The sequence below is a fragment of the Flavobacterium sp. N1736 genome, assembly GCF_025947065.1.
Lineage (GTDB): Bacteria > Bacteroidota > Bacteroidia > Flavobacteriales > Flavobacteriaceae > Flavobacterium.
In genome coordinates this window covers 2,537,472-2,550,512 of record NZ_CP109994.1, presented here as the reverse complement: position 1 = coordinate 2,550,512, position 13,041 = coordinate 2,537,472, and the positions used below count along the sequence as shown (strand labels likewise).

Annotated in this window: 11 protein-coding genes; 8 read left to right on the top strand and 3 right to left on the bottom strand. The window is 33.9% G+C overall.

Going from position 1 to position 13,041, the window contains the following annotated elements; genetic code table 11:
- Window positions 1–189 precede the first annotated feature (189 nt).
- The 3 genes from OLM54_RS10535 to OLM54_RS10525 all read left to right on the top strand — a co-directional run bounded on the left by OLM54_RS10535 (window position 190) and on the right by OLM54_RS10525 (window position 3,253).
- The gene (locus tag OLM54_RS10535; RefSeq protein ID WP_264538540.1) at window positions 190–2,049 is read left to right on the top strand and encodes a M1 family metallopeptidase; all 1,860 of its coding nucleotides are present in this window, start codon (window positions 190–192) and stop codon (window positions 2,047–2,049) included.
- Window positions 2,050–2,233: 184 nt separating this feature from the next.
- The gene (locus OLM54_RS10530; RefSeq protein ID WP_264538539.1) at window positions 2,234–2,848 is read left to right on the top strand and encodes a tetratricopeptide repeat protein; all 615 of its coding nucleotides are present in this window, start codon (window positions 2,234–2,236) and stop codon (window positions 2,846–2,848) included.
- 12 nt (window positions 2,849–2,860) lie between these two features.
- The gene (locus OLM54_RS10525; protein ID WP_264538538.1) at window positions 2,861–3,253 is read left to right on the top strand and encodes an ACT domain-containing protein; all 393 of its coding nucleotides are present in this window, start codon (window positions 2,861–2,863) and stop codon (window positions 3,251–3,253) included.
- A gap of 84 nt (window positions 3,254–3,337) precedes the next feature.
- On the opposite strand, the gene OLM54_RS10520 is transcribed toward OLM54_RS10525, so the two are convergent.
- Window positions 3,338–3,904 (bottom strand): hypothetical protein, encoded by a 567-nt coding sequence (locus tag OLM54_RS10520; RefSeq protein ID WP_264538537.1) that lies wholly within the window; start codon window positions 3,902–3,904, stop codon window positions 3,338–3,340.
- A gap of 175 nt (window positions 3,905–4,079) precedes the next feature.
- On the opposite strand from OLM54_RS10520, the gene OLM54_RS10515 reads away from it, so the two are divergent.
- The 5 genes from OLM54_RS10515 (at window position 4,080) to OLM54_RS10495 (ending at window position 11,095) form a co-directional block, all read left to right on the top strand.
- Window positions 4,080–4,484, top strand: coding sequence for a GNAT family N-acetyltransferase (locus tag OLM54_RS10515; protein WP_264538536.1), 405 nt, complete (start codon window positions 4,080–4,082; stop codon window positions 4,482–4,484).
- 258 nt (window positions 4,485–4,742) lie between these two features.
- On the top strand, window positions 4,743–5,120 hold the full coding sequence (locus OLM54_RS10510; RefSeq protein WP_264538535.1) for a hypothetical protein: 378 nt from the start codon (window positions 4,743–4,745) through the stop codon (window positions 5,118–5,120).
- 170 nt (window positions 5,121–5,290) lie between these two features.
- On the top strand, window positions 5,291–6,373 hold the full coding sequence (locus OLM54_RS10505; protein ID WP_264538534.1) for an efflux RND transporter periplasmic adaptor subunit: 1,083 nt from the start codon (window positions 5,291–5,293) through the stop codon (window positions 6,371–6,373).
- Between the two features lie 125 nt (window positions 6,374–6,498).
- A complete protein-coding gene (locus tag OLM54_RS10500) occupies window positions 6,499–9,666 on the top strand; it encodes an efflux RND transporter permease subunit (RefSeq protein ID WP_264538533.1) in 3,168 nt (1,055 codons plus the stop codon).
- The gene (locus tag OLM54_RS10495) at window positions 9,659–11,095 is read left to right on the top strand and encodes a TolC family protein (protein ID WP_264538532.1); all 1,437 of its coding nucleotides are present in this window, start codon (window positions 9,659–9,661) and stop codon (window positions 11,093–11,095) included. Before OLM54_RS10500 ends, OLM54_RS10495 begins: the two co-directional genes overlap by 8 nt.
- 150 nt (window positions 11,096–11,245) lie before the next feature.
- Here OLM54_RS10495 and OLM54_RS10490 read toward each other — a convergent pair whose 3' ends face one another.
- The gene (locus tag OLM54_RS10490; RefSeq protein ID WP_264538531.1) at window positions 11,246–11,410 is read right to left on the bottom strand and encodes a hypothetical protein; all 165 of its coding nucleotides are present in this window, start codon (window positions 11,408–11,410) and stop codon (window positions 11,246–11,248) included.
- Window positions 11,411–11,467: 57 nt separating this feature from the next.
- The gene (locus tag OLM54_RS10485) at window positions 11,468–12,823 is read right to left on the bottom strand and encodes a GH1 family beta-glucosidase (RefSeq protein WP_264538530.1); all 1,356 of its coding nucleotides are present in this window, start codon (window positions 12,821–12,823) and stop codon (window positions 11,468–11,470) included.
- Between the last annotated feature and the right edge of the window lie 218 nt (window positions 12,824–13,041).

Sequence of the window (13,041 nt, the reverse complement as noted above, 5' to 3'; positions counted from 1 at the left end):
GGTTTTTTTTGAAAACTGCAAATGTTGTGAATCATTTTAATCATTTAATCTGTCGCATTAAAAAACTTTCGCATTTTCATGGTAATCAAAACAAAAATTTAAAAATTTGTTAGATAATTGTAACTTTAGTCAAAAAATTACAACTAATATTCATAACAACTCTTAAATCATCAAATCTTGAAACCACTTATGGAAAAATTTATACTCATTGTCTTTTTGTTTTTGGCACAAAATAATTTTGCGCAGGATCTTTATATGCCGCGAAATATTAAAGATGCTTACGCAAAAGGAACTCGTTCTATGGACGGGAAACCAGGAAAAAATTACTGGCAAAACCACGGAAAATATGATATCGCTTTAACGGTAAATGCTGATACAAAAGTAATTAACGGAACTGAAACTATTGTCTATGAAAACAATAGCAGCGATACTTTGAAAAACTTACCTATCAGGTTTGTAAATAATCTTCATAAACCATCTTCTCCAAGAAGCGGCACGGTTAGCGATGATTTTTTAAGTGACGGATTAACCATTACGGCTTTAAAAATTGGCGACGAAGTGTATAAAGAAGATGCCAGAAGCTGGGGAACGGTTGGAAATGTTAAGTTGAAAAAAGCAATTCTGCCACATTCAAAAATTACAATTAATATCGATTGGAATTATCCTTTATCGAAAGAGAGTGGAAGAGAAGGTCAAATTGATAATACGACTTTCTTTGCCGCATACAGTTATCCTCGTGTTACTGTTTTTGATGATTATAACAGATGGGACAGATTGCCTCACACAGATCGTCAGGAATTTTACAATGATTTTAATGATTATACGTATTCTGTAAAAGCACCTAAAAATTATGTGGTTTATGGAACCGGAGATTTATTAAATCCTGATGATGTTTTGCAGCCTGAATTTGCAGCACGTTTAAAAAAATCATACATAACAGATGAGATTTTGCATATTGCAAACGAACAGGAAATGAAAAGCGGCGCAGTTACGAAACAAAACGAATGGAATGTTTGGAAATTTGAGGCCAAACATATTTCGGATGTTTGTTTTGGTTTAAGTGATCATTATTTATGGGATGCGAGCAGCGTTGTTGTTGATAAAAAAACGAATCGTCGCGCGAGTGTTCAGGCGGCATATGATGTAAAAGGAACTGATTTTGTAAATTCAATCAAAAACAATCAGTATGCATTAGATTGGTTTTCGAATAACTGGCCGGGAATTCCGTATCCGTTTTCTAAAATGACAGCTTTTCAGGGTTTTGCAGATATGGAATATCCAATGATGTGTAACGATTCGCAAATGAATGATCCTGTTTTTGCACAATTAGTTCAGGATCATGAAGTAGCACATACGTATTTTCCTTTTTATATGGGAATCAACGAAACGCGTTATGCTTTTATGGATGAAGGCTGGGCAACGACTTTTGAATATTTAATTGGAATTGCAGAGCACGGCAAAGAAGCGGCAGATAAATTTTATAAAGAATTTAGAGTAGAAGGCTATATTAACGATGCATCAACAGAAGAAGATCAGCCTATTATCTCCATGTCTACACAGGTTTCAGGTCCCGGATATGGAAATAATTCATACGGAAAAGCGTCTCTTTCATACATCGCTTTAAAAGATTTGCTTGGAGATGATTTGTTTAAAAAGTCGCTTCATGCGTATATGGAAAACTGGAATGGGAAACACCCAATTCCGTGGGATTATTTTAATTCTATGAATACCGCTTCAGGAAAAAATTTGAATTGGTTTTTTAACAACTGGTTTTTTACCAACAATTATATTGATCTTTCCGTTAAAAAGGTAGAAAAGAATACTGTTACGATCGAAAATGTGGGAGGTTTTGCAATTCCGTTTGATGTAAATATTGTCTATGCTGATGATTCAAAAGAAACAATACACCAAACTCCGGCAATTTGGCAAACCAATCAAAAAGCAGCTTTAATTGCTCTAAAAACTAAGAAACAAGTAAAACAAATTACAGTTGACGGAGGTATCTTTATGGACGCAACACCAAAAAATAATGTCTTTTTAGTAAGATAATTACCTTAATTTATTTAATAAAAATCCTCTTTTTCAAGTGAAAAAGAGGATTTATTTGTTTTAAGATACTGATTATTAGTAACTTGAATGATTTTTTGTGTTAGAGTTGAAAAAATATTACGGAAAACCACAAAAAGTTACAAATTTAACAAGTATGTTTGCATCAAAATAAAGCCCCCATAGAATGAAAAATTATTTAATTATTGTTTTTTTATTGTTTACAATTTGCATTTATGCCCAAAATGATGCAAAAGCAAAATTTCAAAAGAATAAATATGAATTAGCTGTTTCCTGTTACAAAAAATCAGATTTTAAAAATGCACTCGATTTGTTTTCTGTAGCGTCTAAAATTAGACCTGAAAATGAGATAGGTCAGGAATCAAGTAAAAAAGTAGATACCCTGAAAGCTATTTTAAGAAAAGAAATAATGCAGAAAGCTTTGGGAATTTGGAGAATGAAAGGTGATAAACCGGTTTGGGCCGTAAAAACAGAAGCTGATTCTAAAAATAAAGAAGTAGAAGAATTCATTGAAATATCTGAAAACAAAATTATTTTTTATGAGCAGGACAAAAAAACGTTAGTTAAAAAAAATATTAAAACAGAAGATTTAGTTTACTTTAACAGAGACAAATCAGATTCTTTATTCTCGGCCATTATCTTATCTGACGGGACAATCTGGAATTGTACTGTTGATAAAAACTCCAGTATATTGCACGTAATAAACATTGCGAAACAAACAGAAAAAGGTGTCGAAAAAATTGAAAATGAAAATCCGGAATTTTTCTATATGAAAGTATAATTACTAACGATTATGTCAGGAGAAAAAGATTTACAGCAATTACTAAAAAGCATGAAACCTGAACTCAATTCAGGTGATTATGTTTTTTGTAAAATAGAAAAACAGGAGCAAATAGATTTAGATCATATTGTAATGTTCTTTAAAGAAAAAGAAGCCATTACATTAATTCTTAAAAAAGAAATTGCAGATAAATTAAGTCTTGAATATTCAGTTGTAATGTCCTGGATAACATTAACGGTTCATTCATCATTAGAAGCAGTTGGTTTAACGGCAGCGTTTTCAAAAGCACTTTCGCAAAACGGAATTAGCTGTAATGTGGTCGCTGCGTTTTATCACGATCATATTTTTGTAAATAAAAAAGATGCAGAACGAGCTTTGGAAATTCTGAATTCGTTTTCTAAATAAATACTATTTTTGCCACAGATTTTACAGATTCAAAAGATTAATTCTCTGAATATGTAAATCTGTGGCATTTTTATTTTGTTACTATTAGAGAAATTTAAACCCAAGTGTAACAGTAGAAATTCCGGTTTTTAATTCTCTGCCTGAAGCATCAAGATCTGACAAACCGGCCAGATAACGATAATCTAATGTAAGTTTCCATAAATCGACACCAACGCCGCCAAGAATACTGCTGTTATCCTGTTCAAAAGCAATTAAATTAATATCATTACTGGCTTTTATATCAGAGTAATGTTTCCAGTTATAACCAACAAAAATGCGGAGATTTCCTAATTTACCAAATGGGAGTATTTTATAACCGGCAATTAATGTAGCGTCTGTTCCTGCTAATTCATATTCAGTTTCGCCAACTATTCCCGTTTGTGAAACAGTAAATTTATTTTTTGCGTAACCAAATTCGGCCTGACCGTAAAAAAGCAATAAATTAACTCTTGCAAATCCTGCAAAACCAATATCAGTTCCTGAACTTTTAGAACTAAAATCATCGCTTATGGGCGAAGTAATATTGGCCGAAAATTGTGGTCCAAATTGTATCAATTGTGCAAAACCGTTTACACTAATACATAATAATGCAGTTACAATAAATTTTTTCATATTGGATATTTTCGTTTTTAGATACTATAAAAATAATTATTATTAATCGAAATAGAGAGATTTATCTTATTTATTTTTAGTATCTGTTTGATAGTTAATATAATGTGTTTTCTTTTTGCCTCAATTTGAATAGCTGTGTAAATTGGTTTAAATTTGAATGGAAAAGAATTAAACCATGATTATTAAAGAAATTGAGGCTTCTCAAACCTGGCAAATCAGGAACGAAGTAATGTGGCCGGATCAGCCTTTTGAATTTGTGCAGCTTAAAGAAGATGATTTAGGAATGCATTTTGGAGTTTTTATTCAGGAAAAATTAGTCTCCATAGTTTCCTGTTTTTTTGTTGATCAGGAAATGCAGTTTAGAAAGCTGGCAACATTAGAAGATTTTCAGGGACAAGGAATTGCATCTGAGCTTTTAAAGTATATTTTAAAATTAGCAAAAGATAAAAAAGCAAAGAAAGTCTGGTGTAATGCCCGAACAAATAAAAAGTCGTTTTATGAGAAATTTGGAATGAAAGATACGCACAAAACTTTTATAAAAGCGGAACAGGAATTTACTATAATGGAAATTTTAATATAAAAAAAGAGCAGGAATTATCAAATAAAATATACAGCCTCAAATATTTACGATTTTTACTCATTTTGAGCTAATACGTTTTGAATACTGTAGCAATGTTGTTTAAATGTTAAGCTAAAATATTGTTTTTGTATAAAATAGATGTTTTTATTGTGAAATAAAAAGCAGAAATAAAAAGAAAACGTTTTCGTATATTATATGTTGTTAAGACTTTCTTATTTTATTTTTTTTATTCCGATCTTTTATTACTTTCGCACTCAAATGAGAAAGTTAGTAGTATTTTTAACATTTATGAATTTCCTTCTGTTAGGCGGAGGGCAATATCTTAATGCCGAAACACACCTAAATTCTCACCACAATCTTGAGAAAAGACATCGCGTAAAATTCACCAATAATGATCAGGGCAGTTCGATAATCGAAGATGCTGATGTAGATTTGGATGAAGAATATCTTGGAAGCGATGATCTTAAAGATTTTTCGACTAAGTTTCTTGCAACAAACTATAGTTTATTAAATGATTTATATTTGACAATCTCACGTCAAAGCGTTGCAAACTCATATAGTCTTTTTGAAATTTTAGGACCATCTTGTGGTCAGTCAAATCCTATCTACATTACTCAGAGAGTTTTAAGAATTTGATTCTATTTATACATCGGTTACCAAAAGCGTGATCATGGATAAATATGGATGGTAATTTTTAGAAGTACTTCCTAATTACAACAAAATCACGTTATTCTGGCGACTGATGACTTACATCTAAGGGATTCTTATGTCCCTAATTTAATCGCTTAATTTCCAATTAAATACCAATGAAAAGAATTATCGTGTTAACGGGCATGCTTGCCGTGTTGTGCCTTACCAGTTGTACATCAAAAAAAGAAGAAAAAGAAGAAGAAGAAAAATTTACAGTTACCAATCCTGTAAAAATCGATACTTCGTTTACTAAAGAGTATGTTTCTCAAATTAAATCTGTTCGAAACATCGAAATCCGTGCCCAGGAAAAAGGGTTTTTACAAGACATCTATGTTGATGAAGGTCAGTTTGTTAAAAAAGGACAGCTTTTGTTTAAAATTATGCCAAACATGTATCAGGCAGAATTGTTAAAAGCTCAGGCTGAACAAAAATCAACAGAAATTGAAGTACAAAATGCCAAATTATTAGCAGATAAAAATATCGTTTCTAAAAACGAATTAAGTGTAGCTCAGGCAAAATTACAATCAGCAAAAGCTGAAGTTGCTTTGGCAAAACTTCATTTATCATTTACCGAAATCAGAGCTCCGTTTGACGGAACAATTGATAGAATTCCATTAAAATTAGGAAGTCTTATTGACGAAGGTGAATTGCTGACAAGCCTTTCAGACAACAGTCAAATGTTTGCTTATTTTAATGTTTCTGAGCCGGAATATCTTCAATATCAAACTGATATTAAAGATCGCGCAGGAAATAATGTGAATTTGCTTTTGGCAAATGGCGAACTTTTCAAATACAAAGGAAACGTTGAAGTTATAGAAAGTGAATTTGATAATGAAACAGGAAATATCGCTTTCAGAGCAAGATTCCCTAATTCAGGAAAGTTACTTAGAAACGGAGAAACAGGAAAAGTTCAAATGCTAGTTCCGCTTAAAAATGCCATTGTAATTCCGCAAAAAGCGACTTACGAAATTCAGGACAAAAAATATGTTTTTGTTGTGGATAAAAGCAATCATGTAACTTCTAAAGAAATCACGATTACAGGCGAAATTCCAGATTTGTACGTTGTAAGCACCGGACTTACTGAAAATGATAAAATCTTACTTGAAGGAGTTCAGAAAGTAAAAGAAAATGACAAGATTAAATATGAATTCCTGGCTCCGCAAACGGTAATCAATCATTTACGCGTAAAAGCAGAATAGATTTTTAAGTTGTTTCAAGTTTTAAGTTTCAAGTTTCAAGTTGCGCACTGAACCTGAAACGTGAAACTTAAAACTTGGAACACTTTTAAATTCCAGTTTGTTTTAATCATTAAAAAAATATAAAAATGTTTAATAAATTTATTCAAAGACCTGTACTGTCGATAGTAATATCGCTTATAATTGTCTTTTTAGGGGTATTGTCGGTGATGAATTTACCAATTACCCAGTTCCCTTCCATTTCTCCTCCAATGGTAAACGTTACGGCGGATTATCCTGGATCGAATGGTGAATTGATGATCAAATCGGTTGTTATTCCTTTAGAACGAGCCTTAAATGGAGTTCCGGGAATGAAATATATGACTTCTGATGCCGGAAATGATGGTGAAGCAAGTATTCAGGTTGTATTTAATTTAGGTACAGATCCTAATCAGGCTGCAATTAACGTTCAAAACCGTGTGGCTTCGGTAACTAATAAATTACCTCCGTTGGTAGTTAGAGAAGGTGTTAAGATTACCCGTGAGGTTCCGAGTATGTTGATGTATGTGAATCTTTACAGTACGGATAAAAATACGGACATGAAGTTCTTATATAACTATGCAGATATCAACGTTTTATCAGAATTAAAAAGGGTAAATGGTGTGGGATCAGGAGATATCTTGGGAACACGTGAATATGCAATGCGTATCTGGTTAAAACCTGATCGTATGCTGGCGTATAAAATTTCTGCCGATGAGGTAATGGAAGCATTATCTAGTCAGAGTTTGGAAGCTTCTCCTGGTAAAACAGGGGAAAGCTCAGGGAAACGTTCTCAGGCTTTTGAGTATGTATTAAAATATTCAGGACGTTTTACAACTAAAGAACAATACGAAAATATCGTCGTAAGATCAAGCAGTAACGGAGAATTGTTGCGTTTGAAAGATATTGCCAAAGTAGAATTTGGAAGTTCGATGTATGATATTTATTCTAATTTGAATGGAAAACCATCTGCGGCGATTGTATTAAAACAATCTTTTGGATCTAATGCAAATCAGGTTATTGAAGATGTTAAAGCGAAATTGGAAAAAATCAAGCAAAAATTTCCAAAAGGAATGGATTATGAAATTTCGTATGACGTTTCTAAATTCCTTGATGCTTCTATCGAAAAAGTAATTCATACTTTGATCGAGGCATTTATTTTGGTTGGTTTGGTTGTATTTCTTTTCTTAGGAGACTGGCGATCTACGGTTATTCCGGCAATTGCGGTTCCGGTTTCGTTGGTTGGAACTTTTGTGTTCATGACATTCTTTGATATTTCATTGAACTTAATTACGCTATTTGCTTTAGTATTAGCGATTGGGGTCGTCGTCGATGATGCAATTGTAGTTATCGAAGCCGTTCACGCCAAGATGGAAGAAGAACATCTTTCTCCATTTAAAGCAACTAAAAAAGCAATGCACGAGATTGCAGGAGCAATTGTTGCGATTACATTCTTAATGGCGGCGGTATTTATTCCGGTTGCTTTTATGTCTGGTCCGGTGGGGGTTTTCTACAGACAGTTCTCGATTACGATGGCAACAGCGATTATCCTTTCTGGTATTGTGGCTTTGACTTTAACGCCGGCACTTTGTGCGATGATGTTAAAAAATAATCATGGTACGCCTAAAAAGAGAACGCCAATAAATAGATTTATCGACGGTTTTAATAACAAGTTTAACCTTGCACAAGGTAAATACCAAAATGTACTAGGTAAAATTGTAAACAGACGAGGGGTTACTATTATTGCTCTTTTAGGATTTTGCGCAGGAACATGGTTAATCAGCAGCACAGTTCCTTCAGGATTTATTCCGAATGAGGATCAGGGAATGTTTTATGCCATTATTCAAACACCTCCGGGTTCATCATTAGAAAGAACAAATAATATTGCAGAACAATTGCAAAAAATTGCGGAAACAATTGACGGTGTAAAATCAGTTTCTTCATTGGCAGGTTATGAAATTTTGACGGAAGGTACAGGATCTAATGCCGGTACCTGTTTGATCAACTTAAAAGACTGGAACGACCGTAAAGAATCTGTACAGGAGATTATGATTGAACTGGAAGAGAAATCGAAAGATATTCCGGGTGCTAATATCGAGTTTTTCCAACCGCCGGCGGTTCCGGGATATGGAGCAGCGGGAGGATTTGAGCTTCGTTTACTGGATAAAACCGGTTCCAGCGATTTCAAAAAACTGGAAGCTGTTAATAAAGACTTTGTTGAAGAATTGAATAAACGTCCGGAATTGGCGAACGTATTTAGTTTCTTTAGTGCGAGTTTCCCTCAATATATGATGAAAGTCGATAATGATTTGGCACAGCAAAAAGGCGTTTCTATCGAAAATGCGATGAACACTTTGTCAACTCTTGTGGGTAGTAACTACGAAATCAGTTTTATTAAATACGGTATTAACTATAAAGTAATCGTTCAGGCAGCGCCGGAATATCGTGCACAGCCGGATGATATCTTAAAGTTGTATGTAAAAAATGATCGTGATGAAATGGTGCCTTTTTCTGCTTTTATGAAGTTAGAAAAAGTATACGGTCTTTCAGAAATTACGAGACATAATATGTATACTTCTACTGAAATTAGTGGTGGTGCTGCACCGGGATATAGTTCAGGAACAGCTATTAAAGTAATTCAGGATGTTGCAGCAAAAAAATTACCAAGAGGTTATGATATTGATTGGGCGGGTATTTCTGCCGATGAGGTTGCTCAGGGTAATCAGGCAATTTGGGTATTCCTGATTTGTTTAGGATTTGTTTACTTAGTTTTAGCAGCACAATATGAAAGTTTTATTCTGCCATTATCAGTAATTCTTTCTTTACCGGCAGGTATTTTCGGAGCTTTCCTTCTGTTAAAAGTAACTGGATTAGAGAATAACATTTATGCTCAGGTTGCGATGGTAATGCTTATTGGTTTACTGGGTAAAAATGCCGTGTTAATTGTCGAGTTTGCTATTCAAAGGCACGCTGCTGGTAAAACAGTTCTTGAAGGCGCAATGGAAGGAGCGAAAGCGAGGTTCCGTCCTATTTTGATGACTTCATTTGCTTTTATTGCCGGTTTATTACCACTTGCTTTTGCTACCGGTCCGGGTAAAATTGGTAACAGAACTATTGGTACTGCCGCCGCGGGAGGTATGCTTATCGGAACTATTTGTGGTGTATTTGTGATTCCGGGATTGTATTACATTTTTGGAAGAATTGCAGAGAAACACAAGTTGGTAAAACATGAAGAAGAGAATCCATTAACAGAAGAAATTGACAACAATCATGTATAAATTTAAAACATATCAATATGGTGTTGCTGTGGGACTTTGCCTTGCTGTTGCAAGCTGCAAAGCTCCACAGGCGGCAACGCCCGAAACACCAAGTAAACCGGTTCCAGAGGCTTTTGCAACTAGCAAAGACACAACGAATATGGCAGCTATTCCGTGGCATGATTTCTTTAAAGATCAAAACCTTGTAAATTTAATTGACTTAGCCCTGAAAAATAATCAGGAGTTGCTAATGACTTTACAGGAAATTGAAATTGCAAAAAATGATGTGCGCGTTAGAAAAGGACTTTTATTACCAACTGTTGGTGTTAGAGCCGGAGCGGGTGTAGAGAAAGTAGGACGTTACACAAGCCAGGGTGCGGGTGATGCTACGACAGAAATTATGCCGGGCAAAGAAACGCCGGATCCGCTTGGAGATTTTTCGGTTGCTGCTTATGCAAATTGGGAAGTTGATATCTGGAAAAAATTACGCAATTCTAAAAAAGCGGCATTAACCAGATACTTAGCTACGGTTGAAGGTAAAAACTTTGTAGTAACAAGTTTGATTTCTGAAATTGCAAATTCATATTATGAATTATTAGCTTTAGACAGTCAGCTTGATATTGTAAAACAAAATATTGAATTGCAATCGAATGCTTTGGAAATTGTAAAAGTTCAAAAGCAGGCTGCGAGAGCAACAGAATTGGCTGTTCAGAAATTTCAGGCGGAGGTTTTAACTTCTAAAAGTTTAGAATTTGACATTCGTCAGAAAATTAAAGAAGCCGAAAATAAAATTAATTTCCTTGTTGGTCAATATCCACAGGAAATTAAAAGAGACAGAAACAATTTCCTTGCTTTGTTGCCTTCAACGGTTCAATCAGGAATTCCGTCTCAATTATTACTGAATCGTCCTGATGTTAAACAAGCCGAATTGGAGCTTACAGCTGCAAAACTGGATGTAAAAGTGGCTCGTGCAGAGTTTTATCCATCTTTGGATATTTCTGCTGCGGTTGGCTTTAATGCTTTCAATCCATCGTATTTGTTTACACTTCCGGAATCATTATTGTATTCATTAGCCGGAGATATTGCTGCGCCATTAATTAACAGAAATGCGATTAAAGCAGAGTTTAACAGTGCTAATGCAAGACAGCTTCAGGCGTTGTACAATTATGATAAAACGATTTTGAATGCTTATATCGAAGTTTCGAATCAGCTTTCTAAAATTGATAATTTAGGAAAAAGCTACGATCTGAAATCACAGCAAGTTGATGCCTTAAACACATCGATTGATGTTTCTAACGATTTGTTTAAATCAGCGAGAGTCGATTATTTTGAGGTATTGATGACACAAAGAGATGCTTTAGAAGCGAAACTTGAATTAATAGATACTAAAAGAGATCAATTAACTGCTGCAGTCAATGTTTATAAAGAATTAGGCGGCGGCTGGAAATAATATTGCCTTGTTAATTTGTAGATAAAAGCCTTTTGGGAGAAATCCTGAAAGGCTTTTTATTAGAATATACTTTTTATTAAAGTATAAAAGAGAAGGGTTTTGAGATTTAACATTCAAAACCCTTTTTAGTTTTTTAAAAATCTACACCTACTATGATTCCTTCTCATTATTGATTTCAGCTTCTTCACCTTCCGGAACATAATTTAATTCTTCTTCAATTTTTTTACGGTCTTTTTTATTCTGTTTTATCAAAATATAAACCAATAAAACAACAGCAATAAAAACTGCAACTATAATAAGCCAATTGATTTCCATAAAATTGCCATTTAAGTTTATATAAATTTCTAAATTTTATCCTTGTTTCTTCTTCGTTTATTTTGATAAAAACTCACCATACCATTGACCGGATTGTTTAATGGTTCTTTTTTGTGTATCAAAATCAACGTGAATTAATCCAAACCTTGCATTGTAACCTTCTGCCCATTCAAAATTATCAGTAAGACTCCATACAAAATAACCATCAACATTAAAACCGTCGTGTTTGGCTTTTAATATTTGTTCTAAATGATCTTGTATATAATGTGTACGTTTAATATCGTAAACCTTACCGTTTGTCACTTTATCAGGGAAAGCGGCACCGTTTTCGGTTATAATGATTTTTTTAATGTTTTTATATGCATTAAACCTTTTTAAAACGTGGTATAGGGCAGGAGGATAAACTTCCCATCCCATTTCGGTTGTAATGGCATTTCTTTTTTCAGCACTAACTAATTCGGCACCAACATACGGAATCAATATTGACGATTTTACAATTTCGCGCGTGTAACATTGTAATCCGATAAAATCAAAATCAAACGCAAGATTGTTTACATCATCTTTTAGAATATAACTGTTAAGCTTTTTAAGCACGGGTAGATCTTCCTGCGGATAACCTAGTCCTAAAATAGGTTCTATAAAAGTTCTGTTTAGTAAAGTGTCGACTCTTTTTGCAGCTTGAATATCAGCCGGTTTATCAGAGAAAGGTTCAATATGCGTACACGAAAAAGTGGTACCAATATTAGCATCAGCAACTTTATCTCTCAAAATTTTTGCACCCGCAACAGTTGCTAATGTAACATGATGCATGGCTTTTATAAAATTGGTAATTCCTTTTTTTCCCGGAGCATGAATACCCAGAAAATATCCGGCACCCGTAAAAACAGAAGGTTCGTTAATAACCATCCAGTTTTTAACCCTGTCGCCAAAGTGTTTTGCGCAGACTTCTGTATAATCTGAAAACCACGAAACACATTCTCTATTGGTCCATCCGCCTTTTAATTCAAGGGCGTGTGGTAAATCCCAATGATAAAGTGTAACCCAGGGTTCTATTCCGCATTCTATTAAAAAATCAATGATTTTATTGTAGTAGTCGATTCCTGCCTGATTTACAGGATGAATTCCTGTAGGCATAATTCGCGGCCAACTAATAGAAAATCTAAAATTGGGAATATTTAATTGCCTTACCAGCTCAATATCGTCTTTATAGGTGTTATAAAAATCGCAGGCATTAATAGCGTGATGACCATTTTTTATCTTGCCTTTTTGAGAAGTAAAAACATCCCAGATCGAAGCACCTTTCCCTTCGGCATCATGTGCTCCTTCAATTTGGAAAGCGGCTGTAGAGACTCCCCACAAGAAATCCTCCCCAAATTGTTCTTTATTTAGTAGTGAATTGTCAATTTTATTCATTTAAGTAATTCTTTCCTTTATTTCTGGTTATTAATGAAGGAAAGTAGATTGCATAGCTTTTAAAAAAAGCCATTCTTTAAATGAAGTGAGGAATGTCAGGTTGAAGAATTTCATGGTATTTAGTTTTAATCAAATTAATAAAAAACATATAAATTGATCGTAATCTAAAGGTTATGAAATAGTTAACTGTTGTTTTTGGTTAAAAATCAATGTTTTAA